The organism is Pseudomonas sp. GP01-A4 (assembly GCF_058780865.1).
The window spans coordinates 34,454-49,844 of sequence record NZ_JBYSWF010000021.1; the positions used below are offsets into that span (position 1 = coordinate 34,454).

General features: G+C 60.1%; 19 protein-coding genes. 17 read left to right on the forward strand and 2 right to left on the reverse strand.

Annotated elements, in window-relative coordinates:
• Positions 1-341: 341 nt before the first annotated feature.
• Positions 342-665 (reverse strand): ferredoxin FdxA, encoded by a 324-nt coding sequence (gene fdxA / locus AC3WKX_RS14565; protein ID WP_003208688.1) that lies wholly within the window; start codon positions 663-665, stop codon positions 342-344.
• Between the two features lie 142 nt (positions 666-807).
• On the reverse strand, positions 808-3,399 hold the full coding sequence (gene mutS / locus AC3WKX_RS14570; RefSeq protein ID WP_008433521.1) for a DNA mismatch repair protein MutS: 2,592 nt from the start codon (positions 3,397-3,399) through the stop codon (positions 808-810).
• A 198-nt stretch (positions 3,400-3,597) separates the two neighbouring features.
• Between mutS and AC3WKX_RS14575 the strand changes: the two genes are divergently transcribed.
• The 17 genes from AC3WKX_RS14575 (at position 3,598) to AC3WKX_RS14655 (ending at position 15,385) form a co-directional block, all read left to right on the forward strand.
• Complete coding sequence (locus AC3WKX_RS14575; RefSeq protein ID WP_032899152.1) at positions 3,598-4,332, forward strand: LexA family transcriptional regulator; 735 nt, start codon at positions 3,598-3,600, stop codon at positions 4,330-4,332.
• 610 nt (positions 4,333-4,942) lie between these two features.
• Positions 4,943-5,281: a phage holin family protein gene (locus tag AC3WKX_RS14580; RefSeq protein ID WP_003208680.1), complete on the forward strand. Its 339-nt coding sequence runs from the start codon at positions 4,943-4,945 to the stop codon at positions 5,279-5,281.
• Between the two features lie 22 nt (positions 5,282-5,303).
• A complete protein-coding gene (locus AC3WKX_RS14585) occupies positions 5,304-5,819 on the forward strand; it encodes a hypothetical protein (RefSeq protein ID WP_102604889.1) in 516 nt (171 codons plus the stop codon).
• A gap of 3 nt (positions 5,820-5,822) precedes the next feature.
• The gene (locus AC3WKX_RS14590) at positions 5,823-6,431 is read left to right on the forward strand and encodes a phage baseplate assembly protein V (protein WP_102604888.1); all 609 of its coding nucleotides are present in this window, start codon (positions 5,823-5,825) and stop codon (positions 6,429-6,431) included.
• A 12-nt stretch (positions 6,432-6,443) separates the two neighbouring features.
• Positions 6,444-6,776 carry a phage baseplate protein gene (locus AC3WKX_RS14595; RefSeq protein ID WP_102604887.1) on the forward strand — a complete coding sequence of 111 codons (333 nt, stop codon included), beginning with the start codon at positions 6,444-6,446 and terminating at the stop codon, positions 6,774-6,776.
• Complete coding sequence (locus tag AC3WKX_RS14600) at positions 6,773-7,768, forward strand: baseplate J/gp47 family protein (RefSeq protein WP_102604886.1); 996 nt, start codon at positions 6,773-6,775, stop codon at positions 7,766-7,768. Before AC3WKX_RS14595 ends, AC3WKX_RS14600 begins: the two co-directional genes overlap by 4 nt.
• On the forward strand, positions 7,765-8,403 hold the full coding sequence (locus tag AC3WKX_RS14605; RefSeq protein WP_102604885.1) for a phage tail protein I: 639 nt from the start codon (positions 7,765-7,767) through the stop codon (positions 8,401-8,403). Before AC3WKX_RS14600 ends, AC3WKX_RS14605 begins: the two co-directional genes overlap by 4 nt.
• Positions 8,400-8,942 carry a hypothetical protein gene (locus tag AC3WKX_RS14610; protein ID WP_102604884.1) on the forward strand — a complete coding sequence of 181 codons (543 nt, stop codon included), beginning with the start codon at positions 8,400-8,402 and terminating at the stop codon, positions 8,940-8,942. The genes AC3WKX_RS14605 and AC3WKX_RS14610 overlap by 4 nt, the downstream gene beginning before the upstream one ends.
• A gap of 80 nt (positions 8,943-9,022) precedes the next feature.
• The gene (locus tag AC3WKX_RS14615; RefSeq protein ID WP_102604883.1) at positions 9,023-9,640 is read left to right on the forward strand and encodes a hypothetical protein; all 618 of its coding nucleotides are present in this window, start codon (positions 9,023-9,025) and stop codon (positions 9,638-9,640) included.
• Complete coding sequence (locus tag AC3WKX_RS14620) at positions 9,641-9,901, forward strand: tail fiber assembly protein (RefSeq protein WP_102604882.1); 261 nt, start codon at positions 9,641-9,643, stop codon at positions 9,899-9,901. It abuts the gene before it with no gap.
• 88 nt (positions 9,902-9,989) lie between these two features.
• Entirely contained in the window at positions 9,990-10,163 is a 174-nt protein-coding gene (locus AC3WKX_RS14625) for a hypothetical protein (protein WP_003208665.1), read from the forward strand.
• A gap of 2 nt (positions 10,164-10,165) precedes the next feature.
• Positions 10,166-11,332, forward strand: a complete 1,167-nt coding sequence (locus tag AC3WKX_RS14630; RefSeq protein ID WP_102604881.1) for a phage tail sheath protein — start codon at positions 10,166-10,168, stop codon at positions 11,330-11,332.
• On the forward strand, positions 11,332-11,838 hold the full coding sequence (locus AC3WKX_RS14635) for a phage major tail tube protein (protein ID WP_102604880.1): 507 nt from the start codon (positions 11,332-11,334) through the stop codon (positions 11,836-11,838). Before AC3WKX_RS14630 ends, AC3WKX_RS14635 begins: the two co-directional genes overlap by 1 nt.
• A gap of 51 nt (positions 11,839-11,889) precedes the next feature.
• A complete protein-coding gene (locus AC3WKX_RS14640) occupies positions 11,890-12,471 on the forward strand; it encodes a phage tail assembly protein (protein ID WP_003208660.1) in 582 nt (193 codons plus the stop codon).
• Positions 12,472-12,598: 127 nt separating this feature from the next.
• Entirely contained in the window at positions 12,599-14,797 is a 2,199-nt protein-coding gene (locus tag AC3WKX_RS14645) for a phage tail tape measure protein (RefSeq protein ID WP_102604879.1), read from the forward strand.
• Complete coding sequence (locus AC3WKX_RS14650) at positions 14,797-15,180, forward strand: phage tail protein (protein WP_003208656.1); 384 nt, start codon at positions 14,797-14,799, stop codon at positions 15,178-15,180. Before AC3WKX_RS14645 ends, AC3WKX_RS14650 begins: the two co-directional genes overlap by 1 nt.
• On the forward strand, positions 15,173-15,385 hold the full coding sequence (locus AC3WKX_RS14655; protein WP_003208655.1) for a tail protein X: 213 nt from the start codon (positions 15,173-15,175) through the stop codon (positions 15,383-15,385). The genes AC3WKX_RS14650 and AC3WKX_RS14655 overlap by 8 nt, the downstream gene beginning before the upstream one ends.
• Positions 15,386-15,391 lie beyond the last annotated feature (6 nt).

Below are 15,391 nucleotides of genomic sequence, written 5' to 3' on the forward strand. Positions count from 1 at the left end.
TGAATTGATTGCCTATATTTCTATCTTATTGAAATATAAAGATTATTTATTCGCGTTTGAGCGCGTGAATCGAAAACCCGGCGGGTTGGATCCCGTTGAACTTCCCCGTGAACTCTCTAAGATCAGCCCTGTGTCCACGGATTGACACAGTCATCAAGGAACGATGATTCAGGGAACCTCGCAGGGTGCGATTCATCAGGACGATGAAAAGGAACACAGGGACTAGGGAAAAAATGTGGGCGGGTCATACCGCCCCTTTTTTTTGCCTGTAGAAAAGTGAAACCCGCCCCGCAGAAATGCAAAAAGGCCCGCAAGGGGCCTTTTGGAGGGCATCGACGCTATCAGCGTTCGAGGTCGGCAATCTTGCCTTTTTTGCCATCCCACTCTGCCGCATCCGGCATCGGGTCTTTGCGCTCAGTGATATTCGGCCAGATTTCCGCCAGCTCAACGTTCAACTGAATAAATTCCTGCATCTCTGCCGGGACTTCGTCCTCGGAGAAAATAGCGACGGCCGGGCATTCTGGTTCACACAGGGCGCAGTCAATGCACTCGTCCGGGTGGATGACCAGGAAATTCGGGCCTTCGTAGAAGCAGTCCACCGGACACACTTCTACGCAGTCGGTGTACTTGCACTTGATGCAGTTGTCGGTGACGACGAAGGTCATTTCTAATTTTCTCCTCAGGCGGCGGCAGCGAAACCCTTTGTGGCAGGGCTCGCGAGGTTCGGGAGCGATAGTCTGCAGGCCAGGCTAAAAGCCCGCAGCATCCCAAACCGCGCGAGAGTCTACCAGCTTGCAAGCGTCTGCGTTATATCCGAGTCTTCAGTGCATATAACATTTCGAGCGCTTTTCGCGGCGTCACGTCATCCAGGTCAAGCTTAGCCAACTCATCCAGTACCGGATGAGGCAGGCTGGCGAACATGTCGCTCTGGTGCGGCGCGCTGGGTTTGTTGCTGGCCTTGGCCGGGCTGGCCACGGGAATCTCATGGGGCAGCGCGGTTTCTTCCAGGCGGCTCAGGTGCTCGCGAGCACGGGTAATCACCTCGGCCGGCACCCCCGCCAGTTGCGCCACGGCCAGGCCGTAACTCTGGCTTGCCGGGCCGGGCAGCACGTGGTGCAGGAACACGATGCGCTCGTTGTGCTCGGTGGCATTGAGGTGCACGTTGGCTACCAACGGCTCGTTTTCCGGCAGCACGGTCAGTTCGAAGTAGTGCGTCGCGAACAGCGTATATGCCCGCAGGTGCGCCAAACGCTCGGCCGCCGCCCACGCCAGGGACAGCCCGTCGAAGGTGCTGGTGCCGCGGCCCACTTCGTCCATCAGCACCAGGCTGCGTTCGGTGGCGTTGTGCAGGATGTTGGCGGTTTCGCTCATTTCCACCATAAAGGTCGAACGGCCGCCGGCCAGGTCATCGCTGGAACCGATCCGGGTGAAGATGCGGTCCACCAGTGACAATTCGCAGCTTGCCGCCGGCACGAAGCTGCCGATATGCGCCAGCAGCACGATCAACGCGGTCTGACGCATGTAGGTGGATTTACCGCCCATGTTCGGACCGGTGATCACCAGCATGCGGGTGTCGTCGTCCAGCGACAGGTCGTTGGCGACGAACGGCGTGGTCAACACCTGCTCAACCACCGGGTGGCGACCTTGCACGATGCGCATGCACGGCTCGCTGACAAAGCGCGGGCAGTTCAGGTCAAGGTTCAGGGCACGCTCGGCCAGGTTGCTCAGTACATCCAGCTCGGCCAGGGCGGCGGCGGTGTCCTGCAACGGCGCAAGCTTGTCGATCAGGCTTTCGAGCAAGGCTTCGTAGAGCATTTTCTCCCGGGCCAGGGCGCGGCTTTTGGCCGACAGCGCCTTGTCTTCGAATTCTTTAAGCTCCGGAGTGATAAAGCGCTCGGCACCCTTGAGGGTCTGGCGGCGCTGGTAATCGATCGGCGCCTGCTCGGCCTGCTTGCTTGGCAACTCGATAAAGTAGCCGTGCACGCGGTTGTAGCCGACTTTCAGGTTGGCCAGGCCGGTGCGGGCTTTTTCACGGGCTTCCAGGTCAATCAGGAACTGCCCGGCGTTCTCGCTCAGGGATTGCAGCTCATCCAGCTCGGTGTCGTAACCGGTCTTCAACACGCCACCGTCACGGATGATCGCGGGCGGGTTGTCGATGATGGCTTTTTCCAGCAGCGCCGCCAGCTCCGGGTAGGTGCCGGTGGTGACTGCCAGCTGCTGCAGGTGCGGTGCTTCCAGTTCGGTCATCGCCGCTTGCAGTTGCGGCAGGGCGCCGAGGGCATCGCGCAGGCGTGCCAGGTCGCGGGGCCGCGCATTACGCAGGCCGATCCGCGCCAGAATCCGCTCGATATCGCCGATTTCCTTGAGCTGCGGTTGCAGCTTTTCAAAGCGGTAGCGGTCGAGCAGGCAGGTAATAGAGGTCTGGCGGGCTTGCAGCACGGTCAAATCCCGCAGCGGGCGGTTCAACCAGCGGGTGAGCAAGCGGCTGCCCATGGCGGTCTGGCAACGGTCGACCACCGATTGCAGGGTGTTGTCGCGCCCGCCGGCCAGGTTGGTGTCCAGTTCCAGGTTGCGACGGCTGGCGCCATCCAGCACCACGGTGTCGTCCAGGCGTTCATGACGCAGGCTGCGCAAATGCGGCAGGGCAGTGCGCTGGGTTTCCTTGGCATAGCTGAGCAGGCAACCGGCGGCGCCGATGGCCAGGGTCAGGGTTTCGCAACCGAAGCCCTTGAGGTCTTGCACGGAGAATTGCTGGCACAGGCTTTTCAGCGCCGAATCACGCTCGAAATCCCACGGCGCACGACGCTTGGTCCCACGGCGACGTTCCGCCGGCAGGTCCTTTGGCCAGTCGTCCGGGATCATCAACTCCACCGGATTGACGCGCTCAAGCTCCGCCAGCAGATTCTCCCAGCCCTTGATCTCCAGCACCGTGAAGTTGCCACTGGTGATATCCAGGACTGCCAGGCCGAACAGGCGTTCGTCCCCCAGTACTGCCGCGATCAGGTTGTCGCGACGCTCATCCAGCAGCGCCTCATCACTCACCGTACCCGGCGTGATGATGCGCACCACCTGGCGTTCCACCGGGCCCTTGCTGGTGGCCGGGTCGCCGATCTGCTCACAGATCACCACCGACTCGCCCAGCTTCACCAGCTTGACCAGGTAACCTTCCAACGAATGATATGGAATCCCGCACATCGGAATTGACTGCCCGGCCGACTGCCCGCGCGCGGTCAGGGTGATGTCCAGCAACTTGGCCGCCTTCTTCGCGTCTTCATAGAAGATCTCGTAGAAATCGCCCATGCGGTAGAACATCAACTGATCAGGGTGCTGGTTTTTCAGGCGCCAGTACTGCTGCATCATCGGGGTGTGGGAGGACAGATCGGAAGTGTTTTTACTCATTGGATAGTTGGCAAATTCGTTGAAAGTGATGGGGCAAAGGGGGCGCTTGGCCCAGCATTTTTTGCAATGGGCGCAAGGTTAACACGCGCGGTCCGGGCTTCGCAGTGCACAAACGGTCAGGTCAAATTCGCTGCTCCATGCATTAAATATGCAAATTAGCATTTGCCAAGCATCAAAACTGCCTGCACTATCCGCGTTATGCAAAAACGCAACGTTTCTATCGTCTTAAGAGAGCTGCTGGACCGCGACCGGATCTCCCCCACGGAGCTTCACCGGCGTACCGGCGTGCCTCAATCCACACTGTCCCGGATCCTCAGCGGCAAGATCGTGGATCCGTCGGACAAGCACATCTCGCGCATCGCCGATTATTTTCAGGTCAGCACCGATCAGCTGCGCGGGCGCGCAGGGCTGGTGCCGGTGCGGTCGGACGAGCGTGACCCGATGCATTCGGAACTCAAGGACATAAGCCTGTGGGACGACGAAACACCCGTTAATGATGACGAGGTGTCGATCCCCTTTCTGCGCGAGGTTGAATTGGCTGCTGGATCAGGAAGATTCGTCATCGAGGAAAGCGAGAAGGCCAGCCTGCGGTTCGGCAAGCGCAGCCTGCGGCATAACGGTGTGCAGTTCGACCAGGCCAAGTGCGTGACGGTGCGCGGCAACAGTATGTTGCCGGTGCTGCGCGACGGCGCCACCGTAGGTGTCAATGCGGGCAAATGCGGGATTGGTGACATCGTCGATGGCGATCTTTACGCCATCAATCACAACGGCCAGCTACGGGTGAAACAGCTCTATCGCCTGCCTTCCGGGATTCGCCTGCGTAGCTTCAACCGCGATGAACATCCGGACGAGGACTACAGCTTCCAGGAAATCCAGGATGAACAGATCAGCATCCTTGGTCACGTTTTCTGGTGGGGCATGTACGCCCGCTAACCCTTCTGTGTAAGACAAAGCCCGCCAGTGAGCGGGCTTTTTTTCGTCTGCGTAAAACCACCAAACCCTTTGCCTGCGGGGCTATAAATGCACCTGTGCATTTATTGCGCAAAAATAAATGCATTTGTGCATTGACTGTATATGCATACATGCATATTCTTCATCTCAAGCCAGCCAAGAAGGCCTGGTGGAGGCGGCAAGGATGCTGCCAAGGAAGACAAGGACGTTACGCAACACCGGCAAGGACGCCATCGAAGCGATGGCAAGGATGCCAGGCAATACCGGCAAGGATGCCGACGCTCTTTAGTTTCAAACCGCTTCAAGAACAGGCAGCGATGAACCGGCCTTAACGGTTCAGAGGGTTGGCAACTGGCCCGGGTGTGCAGCGTAAAGCACCAGAAGCAGTTATCCGGCAGACAGGGATCGTGGTCGGAAAAACATTGAGGAAAGAACCGTACCGCGCCAGTAGCGCCGAAAGTTCGAGGACATCATTACTGAAAAGCCCGGGCAGCCGGGCTTTTTGGAATGCCTACCTAGAGAACCCATTCAAATTGAAACAAACACCTACAACCGGCGACCTGCCGGTATCACTCATTCCAGGAGGCGTGACATGACAAACGAGCAGCAAGCGTTGGCGGAAATGCCTATCTGGCTGGTCATCGTATTGGCGGTGATTGGCGGGGTTTCCGGAGAAATGTGGCGCGCCGACAAGGAAGGCGCCCGCGGTTGGTCGCTTATGCGGCGCCTGGCCCTGCGTTCGGGGGCCTGCATGGTGTGCGGGGTATCAGCCCTGATGCTGTGCTACGCCGCCGGCATGTCGATCTGGACGGCCGGCGCCATTGGGTGCCTGACCGCCATGGCCGGCGCCGACGTGGCCATCGGCCTTTATGAACGCTGGGCGGCCAAGCGCATCGGCGTCAACGAAGGCCCTGGCCGGGACCCGCAGTAACCGTTGCAAGGACGCTACTTAAATGACACTTATCGAAAAACCCTCCCAATTGCCCCAGGCCATCAGCGAGGCACTGCGCAGGGCGTTTCCGGAACTTAAGGTCGGCACTCATCAGGACTTTCAGGGCGCCGCGAACGACACCGGCGTGTTGATCACGGTCGAAGGCAATGGGCCGGGCCTTCGCTCCCGCGAGGGGCGCAAGGCCCATGCCCTGGGGATTTCACTCAAGGCCATGGTGGCCCCGGGTGCCTTGCCCTTTGATGCCTGCGACCTGGCCAACCAACTGATGGACCTGGTGCTGGATAACCGCTGGAACCTACCGCAGGCGCAGTGCGACCTGCCGACCAGCATTGTCGCTGCGCCTTCAATACGCACCAGCGCGGAGACGGACTACGACACCTGGACCGTCACCTTCACCCAAACCCTCTATATCGGGCCGCCGTTGCTCAACGATCCCACAGGCAAGCCGCTTTTTGCCTGCACCTGGGAAGTTTCGAACATCGACGACCCCGACCAATACAAGCCGCTGGCGGAGTAGCCCATGTTCGACGCGCTGTTACGCATGCAGCTGGGGCCGATCGTGGAGCGCCTGGCGGAAATGGAAAGCCAGCTCGAAGACCTGTATCGACGCGCCGAAAGTTTCTGCCGAATCGGCGTGTGCCAGGAGGTCGACGCCGCCAGCAATACCTGCAAGGTCAGCCACGGCGAACTGCTCACCCCGGCGATCCGCTTTTTCAACCCCAGCGCCGGGGCACAGACGGAAACCCGCATCCCGTCAGTAGGCGAGCAATGTTTGCTGCTCAACTACGGCGCCGGGGAGGGCGGGGCGCAATCGGTGGCCTTGTTCGGCTTGAACAGCGACCGCTTTCCACCGGTCTCCAGCGCTTCGACACTGACCCGGCGCCGCCATCAGGACGGTACCCAGAGCGACTACGACGACGCCAGCCATACCTTCAACTGGGTCAATGGCCCCACCACGTTCACAGGTTCCCGCGAACAGGTCGACATCAAGGTCGGCGCCGCCAGCCTCACGATGAGCGCCCAGGGCATCACGCTGCAAGTCGGCGGCAGCAGCCTGTTGCTGGACGCCGGCGGCGCGCACTTCAGCGGCCCGGTGGTGGACCACCAGGGTCGAGTCATCAGCCCCTGACAAGGACATCCCATGATCGGAATCGATAGAAACACCGGGGCGGCGGTCGATGACTGGCTGCAATTTGTGCAGCGCGCTACCCGAGTGCTGACCACGCCCTTGGGCACTCGCCAGAAGCGCCCGCTGTACGGCTCGATGATCCCGCAGCTGCTCGGGCAAAACCTCGGCGATGACCTGCTGATTCTCGCCCAGAGCCATGCCGCCCAGGCGTTCTACAACCCGCAGAACGGCATCGCCGACTTCGAACCGCAAGTCATCGTCGCCAACCGCCAGGGCGCCGGCCTGTTGCTGCGCTTCGCCGGCACCTGGAAAAACCGCAAGCAATCCTTCGAGGTGGTGACATGAGCATGCTGATACCCGGCCAGAACCAGCTGGCTGAGCCAGCGATCATTGCCGTCGATGAGTTCGAACCGTTGCTGGCGGAGTTCAAGGCGTTTGTCGTTGATTACGTCGCTACTCGTGCACCAGAAAATGCCGCCAAGCTGAAGGTCAGCCTGGAGAACGAGAGCGAGTTGCTGACGTTGGCGCTGGAAGCTTTTTGCGTTCGCCTGCAAACCCACGAGCGCAAATACAACGCCCGCATCAAGCAGATGCTGGCGTGGTGGGCTACCGGCAGCAACCTCGATGCGCGCCTGGCGGACATGGGCCTTGAGCGCCAGGTGCTCGACCCTGGTGACCCGGCGGCTTTCCCGCCGGTACCGCCAACATTGGAGAGCGACGATGACGCCCGGTTGCGTTATTACCTCGCGCCTCACGCTCCGGCGGCGGGCTCGCGGATGCAGTATCGGCGGGAGGTTTTCACCCTCGGTGAGCGTCCATCGGTGAAAGTGCAAAGTGCTACGCCGGGTGTGGTGACGGTCACTTATACCTTCGACCCGGACGGCTACGCGGCACGGGTCAAGGATGGCAACGGCCGTCGAACCGCGCCCGGCGAAGTGATGGTCACGGTCCTGTCCCGAGACGGGGATGGTACACCTTCTGCGGATCTACTCGACGGTGTACGCCGGCATTTCGCCCGGCCTGACGTGCGACCGGAAACGGATCTCGTCACGGTGCAGGGGGCGCAGATCCTGCGCTACAAAATTCGGGTGGTGGCCAAGATCAACGCCGGTCCGGATTCCGGATTGACCCAGGTAGCCGCGCAGCGACTGCTGCAAACCTACGCCGAGTCTTGTCATCGCCTGGAAGGGCGGGTGGACCCGAGCTGGATCGACTACGCCATACACTCGGCAGGCGCTGCGCAACTGCAGATCCTTGAGCCGCTGGAGCCGATCGTCACCACGGCGTTTCAGGCTCCGTATTGCACGGGTGTCGAGGTGGAGGTGCACACGTTATGAGTGAGCCAAAAGGCAGTTTGCTGCCCGCCAACAGTTCGCCGTTGGAGAAGGCGCTGGACCTGGGTTTCGGGCAATTGCTCGATCGGGTCACTCCGCCATTCCCGGCCTTGATGAACCCGCTGCAGACGCCGGCTGAATTCCTTCCCTACCTGGCCGCTGATCGCGGCGTCAGTGAATGGGACGCCGCTGCCAGCGAGTCGGAGAAGCGCCTCACCGTGGCCTTGTCCTGGCAAATCCAGCGTCAGGCCGGTACGCCCAAGGCGCTGAGCTACGCCGTCGAATCCCTGGGATTCACCCCCAATATCAGTGCCTGGTATCAACAGCGGCCAACCGGCCTGCCTTACAACTTTGATGTGCAGGCAATCATCGGTCGCAGTTGGTCCAGTGGCGATCACAACCGTTTGATCCGCCGCATCAACGCGGCCAAGAGCGAGCGGGACCTGGCCACCATCACCATCGTGCACGAGACGGTGGGTGGGCTGGCGCTGAGCGGTGTTGCTCATGCTGCACTTTGCGACAGCGAGCTTTCTCTCATGGGGGCGCTGCCTGAACTCGTGCTTGGCGCCCGACTTCCCAGCACCGGGGTCGCCCGGTACTACACCATTAACGATTACGACCTCAGGGCGCAGCCATGACAGAAGACATTACGCGCCTGGTGCGCTTCACCTCCAAGGGTTTGGGTGAAGTGTTGCAGGCAAAGAACCAGGGTTTGAAAGGTGAAATTACCCATATTGGCGCAGGGACTGGCCGTTACAACCCCGACGGCAGTGAAGTTGCTTTGCGGGATGAACGCCAGCGAGTCGCAATTGCCGATTACGAAGACCTCGGTAATCAACAACTCAGAATGGCCGCGCTGTTTGATGGCGAGGCTGAGTATGAGATTGGAGAGTTTGGGTTTTACCTGGCTAGCGGGACCTTGCTGGCAGTTTATTCTGTTGCCGGGAAATTACTCACCTACAAGGCGGCCGCGGCCCGTGTGTTGCAGAAGTTTACGCTGGACATGACGCCACTGCCGGTCGATAGCGTGACGGTAGTAGTGGGCATGGAAAATCTTAATATTTTAATTGCAGAGGAACTGGCTGCAGTGGCGACAGCCAATATCGACAATATGGCTCGCCATCTGGGGGTTTTGTTTCGTGTGATGAAATTGGAAGATACTCGAGTTGTAATTTAGACAGTGGGCTGGCCTATTTAGTTATGGTTGTTTGCCGGTACTAAGTGGCCTGAGAATGGCAAAGTAAAGGAGTTACTATTTTGAGTACGGAAACGCAAATAGCCAACCTGGTTCAGGCTTCCAACAATCTGACCAGTGCCGTGAATGGCAAGATTGGCGATATTGACAAACGAATGGATCAAGCCCGTGCGGAATTTGATCAGTTTCGTGCACTTAAGGATGTAGTTGGAGAACCCGGCGCACCCGGGACGTTGTTGATGAGTGTCTTCCAAGGGCTTGTTTGGGGTACGGGAGCCCCCTATAACGTTGACGCTTCTGGTGGCATGGTAGCGACGGACCTTGGATCCTCAATGGAGGTTTACGCCCATTTCAAGTTGCCGTTTTCTATTAATACCGATGATCAGATGTTCTGGCTGAATATTCGCGGTTATAGTTACGGTAGTTCTTTGGTGCTGGATGAAACATTTGCCGGGTATGTTTATTCGCCTCAGCGCGCAGTTATAAATCAATCTTGCTTTGGGAAGTTTGCGCCGGCCATCTATGCTGATACGGCTGGTAATGCGATCTGCCGAATTAAAATACCCAATGTGTATGTTACATCGTTGCGAATTGACACTATGCAGATTGGTCGCTATCGCGCGATCAAAGTCGGTGAGATCAAGTCGAAACTTTCCCTTTCCCCAACGGTGGTTTTCTAAATGGCTGAAGTATTTGTCTCGCCTACTCAATCTCATATCCCCAGCAAAGAAGGTCTTGAATGTTTGGAATGGTCCTCCATTCGCGTCCGTCGCGATCAACTTTTGCGAGAAACAGACCATACCCAAGTCCAGGACAGCCCTCTGAGTGAAGTTCAGCGTGCGGAAGTCGCTGCTTACCGCAAACTGTTGCGGGATGTCCCGCAAGATGTAGGCGATCCTTTCACTGTTGTATGGCCAGAAAAACCTGGTTTCCTTAAATAACGATAGCCACCGCGAAAGCGGTTTTTTTTCGCCCGCCAAAGCCCCTCTCGCAGGGGCTTTGGCGTTTTCCACCCGGAGAATTCCACTCATGTTTAACCGCCAAACCTACACCGTCCTCATTCCATTCCCCACCGGCAACGGCCACTGGTCTACCGCCGGCGAGGAACTGGAACTGCTGGACGTCGAAGCATCCGCCCTGCGCACCGCTGGCCGCCTGGAACTCACCAGCGTCCTCAACTCCACCCCGAAGAAGGCTGACTGATCATGGCTGAGGTTTTGAACTTCGAACATAACGGCATCACCGTGAATGCCACTGAATCCCCCGAGGCCATGGGTGGCCTGGGCGATAACGTCATCGGCCTGGTGGGCACCGCCCCCAACGCCCATGCGTCGATTCCGAAAAACGCCCCGTTCCGCATCAACAGCTTCACCACCCAGGCGCTGCTGGACCCCACCGGCGCTGAAACCGGCACGCTGTTCCACGCCGTGTACCAGATCCTCAAAGTGGTCAAGGTGCCGGTCTACGTAGTGATCGTCGACGAGGGCACCACCCCGGCCGACACCATCAATAACGTAATCGGCGGTGAAGAGCCGGTCACCGGCCGCAAACTGGGCCTCGCCGCCCTGGCCAGCGTCCCCGAAGACCTGACCATCATCGGCGCCCCGGGTTTCACCGGCACCAAGGCCGTGGCCGGCGAATTCGCCTCCTTCGGCAAGCGCATCACGGCCCGTGTGGTGCTGGACGGCAAGGACGCAACCGTCGCCGACCAGGTGACCTACAGCGGCGAACTGGGCGGTGCCGATCTCGGTTTCGACCGTTGCCTGCTGGTGCACAACATGCCGTCGGTGTACTCCAAGGCCGCGAAGAAAAACGTGTTCCTGGCGCCGTCGTCCCTGGCCATCGCCGCGCTGGCCAAGGTCAAGCAATGGGAAAGCCCGGGCAATCAGGTGACCTTCGCCGAAGACGTGTCCCGCGTGGTTGAGTACAACATCCTCGACACCTCCACCGAAGGCGACCTGCTCAACCGCTACGGCGTGAGCTACTACGCCCGCACCATCCTCGGCGGCTTCTCGCTGCTGGGTAACCGCTCCATCACCGGCAAGTTCATCAGCTACGTGGGCCTGGAAGATGCGATCAGCCGCAAGCTGGTCAAGGCCGGCCAGAAAGCCATGGCCAAGAACCTCACCAAGTCGTTCATGGACCAGGAGGTCAAGCGCATCAACGACTGGCTGCAAACCCTGGTGGCCGACGAGACCATTCCAGGCGGCAGCGTGTACCTGCACCCTGAACTGAACAGTGTCGAGAAGTACAAGAACGGCACCTGGTTCATCGTCATCGACTACGGCCGCTACGCGCCGAACGAACACATGATTTATCAACTCAACGCCCGCGATGAAATCATCGAGCAGTTCCTGGAGGACGTTCTCTAATGTTTACCAACCGAATCAGACAGGCCATGGCGGCCACCCTTCAAGGCCTGCCGTTGTCGGCGACGGTCACCTCGTTCGCACCGCCGAAGATCGACTTCGACATGGAACAGATGACCGGCGGACGTTTCATCGCCGAAGAAATGGCCAAGAGCGCCAAAGTGCTCAACGCCACATTGGAGCTGCAAGGTGCGGGTCCGGAAATCATGCTTGCCCTGGGGGTGCGCCTGGGCGATGACATTTTGTTGAACGTGCGTGAAGCCGGCCAGGACCAGGACGGCAAGACTTACTTCACCTACCACACCATCGGCGGCAAGCTGAAAACCCTGACCGAGACAACCCTGAAGATGGGCGATAAACCCGCCCTCACCCTGGAGTTCTCCTGCCGCACCTACAACCGCCTGGAAAACGGCATCCCGGTGATCGACATCGACGTGCGTACCCAGAAGTTTGTGCTCAACGGCGTCGACATCCTTGGCGATGCCCGCCGCGCGGTACTGATGCCTTAAGCCCCCGGGAGCGGGTTTTCCCGCTCCCATACTTCACCAAGGAATTGATTCATGGCCTGGATGCCTCCGCTGCACATCCTGCTGTCGCCGATCACCGCTGATACCGGCGCGCTGATCGAGCAGATTCAACTCAAGCCGTTGTTCTACGCCGCGCAAAAAGACGCGCTGGCCCGGGCCGGTGATGACGAGGACGATCAGTTCTTCGAACTGGCCAAACTCGCCACCGGCCTGTCGGAAAAAGAACTCGACCAACTCAAGCGTCCGGACTATGTGAGCATCGCCCAGTACGTGCACGACATGTCGACCCGGCCTGCCTCGTACTTCCTCGACGCCGACGAGCAGCCCCGCGAATCGGCGACCAGTGAGCACGTCTCGCTGCTGTTGCCGCTTGACACCGGCGGCCGCCGTCTCACCAGCCTGATCCTGGAAATGCCCGCCCTGCGTGCCACCAAGGCGATGAAAAAACTCGCCACCAACAAAGAGCGCGCCGAGTTCATCACTGCCCACTGCACCGGCCTGATGATCCCGGATCTCGCCGACCTCAGCGTGCCCGACTGGACCGAACTGCAGGGGCGCATCGACGATTTTTTAAACAAACCGGCGGACTTCTTTCGGAGCGCGACATCGAAGTAATTCTCGACATCGTGCCGCTCATTTACTCGGTAAATGAAGCGGAAATCCTGGACTGGGACGCCGGAAAAGCATTGCGCCGCTACGACATCGCGATCACTCGCCTTGGCGTCAAACAGGAGTAGAGCGGATGGCAGACAGTAAATTTGGATTGAGGTCGCTCATCGCCAGGGACGGCGAGGCGATTTACGGCTCGCTTGAAACGGCCGGGGCAGGCGCCAGCATCCAGCCGATTGCGCCGATGCTTGCCGGCCCGTCCTTGCTTGATACCGTACCCAAGGCCGTGCCGGGCCAGGAACTGGCGAATGTCGGTGCGCAACTGACGCAACTGGTCACGGGGCAGACCCGGCTCATCGACACGCTGGAGAGGTTCAACGGCTCATTGCTCGATGTGATGGGTGCCCTGAAAACCGGCAAGGGCAATAGCAAGGGCGGCGCCTCATCCGATACCGTCAAACCCTCGCAGACGCTGGAAACGGCGATGACCGACCTGCATGAAGTGGTGGGGTTTGCCGGGCATGAGCGCACACAACTGCGCGAAGCCAACCTGGCCTTGGCGTCAGACCCGATGGTTGCCGCAAGTGGCGCAGATGCTGTCGACCTGGCAAGGGTGGAGCAGGTGGGGGCCCGGTCCGGCGTAGGCAAGGACCTTGAAACTCGCCAGGCTGATTTGCTGCAGTTCGCCCGCGATAGCGCGCTCATCGCCGCGGCCTTTCAGACCGATATCAAGACGGCCGGCGAGATGATGGGCGGCTGGCGTGGGTCGATGAAGCTGGATCGCCCGCAGGCGCTGGATCTGGCTGACGCCACCAACGTGCTGGGTTCCCACGCTTCGCTCAAGGCCGATGCTGTGGATATTGGTTCGATTGTGCGCCAGAGCACTGCCGCGAGAACGTCGGGCATGAGCCCCGAGCAGGTAGCGGCGTTTTCGGCGGCGTTGCTGACGGTTGGTAACAACCGGGCGTCTGCCGGGCTTGCGGTGGAAAAAGTCGGCGCCGCGCTGGCCAAGGGTGACGGTGCCTCCGAGGGGCAGCGTGCTGCCTGGGCAGAGCTCAAGCTTGACCCGAAGGTGCTTGCGGCAGGCATGAAGCAGGACGCACCGCAAACAGTGCTGACGGTCCTCGAGGCGCTCAAGGCGCAGCCCCAGGAAAGGCAGGCGGCACTGGCCACGCAGTTGTTCGACGGTAACCGCTCGATTCTGAGCCTGGTGCCGGTAATCGACACGCTGAAGCAGGCCTTTTCGGCGGTGGCCGACAAGTCGACTTACGCGACTTCGGTCCTGGGAGACCAGGGCTCGGTCATGCGTTCGGCGACCGGGCGGGCAGACTCCACGCAAGCTCATGAACAAGCCTTCCAGGCCAGTACCACCCGCCTGGAGACAGCTTCCGATACGGCGATTGCACCCCTGAAAAACGGCGCACTGACGGTGCTGACCTCAGTGGTCAATGGCTTGGGCTGGCTGGCTGAATCGCTGCCCAAAGCCACGGCCGCCCTCACATTGGCCGCGGTGGTGATGGTGCCGCTGGCGAAGAAGCTCGGCGGCACTGTCGTGGACAAAGTCTTCGACAAGGTCGCCGGGAAAGTCCTGGGCGAGGGTGACGCGCCCCGCGATGCCGGTGGCAACAAGTCCGACCCGTCCGGCAGCAAAGGGAAGTCACAAGGTAGCGACACACGCCAGGGCGAGCGCACGCCAGGCAAAAACTCAGGCCCTGATGCGCCCACGAAAACCAACAGAGCCAGCCGAATCGCGAAGCGCGGTTCGTTGGCGTTGGTGGTGGCAGACGCGGGTATCAATCTCATCAAGGGCGCGAGCAATGGCACCCTGAAAGAGTCCGTTGGCGCCAGTGTGGGGTCGATAGGCGGTGGCGTCGCGGGTGGTGTGGCCGGCGAGGTTGCAGGGCTGGCCATTGGGCGAGCCGTTGGCACGCTCGCCGGGGCGGCGCTGGGTTCGATTATTCCGGGCGCCGGCACAGTGTTGGGCGGTGTGATCGGCGGCTTTGCCGGCGGTGCAATCGGTAAGGTGGTGGGCGGCGTCGTCGGCACGTTCGTCGGCAGCGACGTCGGGGCGAGCCTGGGCGAGAAAGTCATGAGCAGTGACGACCGTCTCCCGCCACCCGAACAGGTCAGCCAAAGCCTTCCCAACGCTCAAACAGACAACCGGCAAATCAACTTCGCCCCGCAGATCAACATTACCGCACCCGAGCAGACCAGTTACCAGGCGCTGGCGGCGCTCGTCGTGCAACAGATCGAGGCGCAGTTCACGCCGCTGTCGATGGACAACCTGCTGGCGACGCGACGCGACGCGGCACTCACCGATGGAGCGGTTTAATGCGACAACAAATGGTGTTGGGCAGCTTTATTTTCGGGCTGTCGCGCGGGTTTGCCTACGCGACCCTCGACCGTAACAGTAGCGGTGGCTGGGTCGCGCTGGACATCATTGCCGGCAAACCCAAGTCCAGCCAGACCGGCCAGGCCCTCGAAACATTGACCTTTGCCGGCAAGGCGGCGCGTGGCATTGGCATGGCCAGGCTCGACGAACTGCGCGACTTGCAGGCCTTGCGTACACCGCTGCCGTTGGTGGACGGGATTGGCCGTAACTGGGGGCTGTGGACGATCAAATCGGTGGACGAGAAACAAGCCAACGTGATCGACGACGGCACCGCCATGCTGATCAATTGGACGTTGATACTGGAGGAGTTCGTCAATGCGTAGAGTCCGAAGTATTGCCGGTGACTCCGTCAACCTGCTGCTCTACCGCGAACTGGGTCGCAGCGACGACGCTGCCGAGGAAGCACTGTGGCATCTCAACCCGGACCTCGCGGAACACGGGGCGGTATTGCCGGCCGGCATCGGTGTAATCGTACCGGAGCTGGACGCGCGGCCCGCCGCAAAAAAACCGGTTTCGGTTTGGGATTAAGGAGGA

What these genes read in the sequence shown, in the direction of transcription:
- AC3WKX_RS14645 (WP_102604879.1), top strand. Translation starts at nt 12,599, where the DNA reads ATGGCAGACAGTAAATTTGGATTGAGGTCGCTCATCGCCAGGGACGGC.
- AC3WKX_RS14635 (WP_102604880.1), top strand. Translation starts at nt 11,332, where the DNA reads ATGTTTACCAACCGAATCAGACAGGCCATGGCGGCCACCCTTCAAGGC.
- AC3WKX_RS14655 (WP_003208655.1), top strand. Translation starts at nt 15,173, where the DNA reads ATGCGTAGAGTCCGAAGTATTGCCGGTGACTCCGTCAACCTGCTGCTC.
- AC3WKX_RS14630 (WP_102604881.1), top strand. Translation starts at nt 10,166, where the DNA reads ATGGCTGAGGTTTTGAACTTCGAACATAACGGCATCACCGTGAATGCC.
- mutS (WP_008433521.1), bottom strand. Translation starts at nt 3,399, where the DNA reads ATGAGTAAAAACACTTCCGATCTGTCCTCCCACACCCCGATGATGCAG.
- AC3WKX_RS14600 (WP_102604886.1), top strand. Translation starts at nt 6,773, where the DNA reads ATGAGCATGCTGATACCCGGCCAGAACCAGCTGGCTGAGCCAGCGATC.
- AC3WKX_RS14625 (WP_003208665.1), top strand. Translation starts at nt 9,990, where the DNA reads ATGTTTAACCGCCAAACCTACACCGTCCTCATTCCATTCCCCACCGGC.
- AC3WKX_RS14590 (WP_102604888.1), top strand. Translation starts at nt 5,823, where the DNA reads ATGTTCGACGCGCTGTTACGCATGCAGCTGGGGCCGATCGTGGAGCGC.
- fdxA (WP_003208688.1), bottom strand. Translation starts at nt 665, where the DNA reads ATGACCTTCGTCGTCACCGACAACTGCATCAAGTGCAAGTACACCGAC.
- AC3WKX_RS14580 (WP_003208680.1), top strand. Translation starts at nt 4,943, where the DNA reads ATGACAAACGAGCAGCAAGCGTTGGCGGAAATGCCTATCTGGCTGGTC.
- AC3WKX_RS14605 (WP_102604885.1), top strand. Translation starts at nt 7,765, where the DNA reads ATGAGTGAGCCAAAAGGCAGTTTGCTGCCCGCCAACAGTTCGCCGTTG.
- AC3WKX_RS14585 (WP_102604889.1), top strand. Translation starts at nt 5,304, where the DNA reads ATGACACTTATCGAAAAACCCTCCCAATTGCCCCAGGCCATCAGCGAG.
- AC3WKX_RS14640 (WP_003208660.1), top strand. Translation starts at nt 11,890, where the DNA reads ATGGCCTGGATGCCTCCGCTGCACATCCTGCTGTCGCCGATCACCGCT.
- AC3WKX_RS14650 (WP_003208656.1), top strand. Translation starts at nt 14,797, where the DNA reads ATGCGACAACAAATGGTGTTGGGCAGCTTTATTTTCGGGCTGTCGCGC.
- AC3WKX_RS14575 (WP_032899152.1), top strand. Translation starts at nt 3,598, where the DNA reads ATGCAAAAACGCAACGTTTCTATCGTCTTAAGAGAGCTGCTGGACCGC.
- AC3WKX_RS14610 (WP_102604884.1), top strand. Translation starts at nt 8,400, where the DNA reads ATGACAGAAGACATTACGCGCCTGGTGCGCTTCACCTCCAAGGGTTTG.
- AC3WKX_RS14620 (WP_102604882.1), top strand. Translation starts at nt 9,641, where the DNA reads ATGGCTGAAGTATTTGTCTCGCCTACTCAATCTCATATCCCCAGCAAA.
- AC3WKX_RS14595 (WP_102604887.1), top strand. Translation starts at nt 6,444, where the DNA reads ATGATCGGAATCGATAGAAACACCGGGGCGGCGGTCGATGACTGGCTG.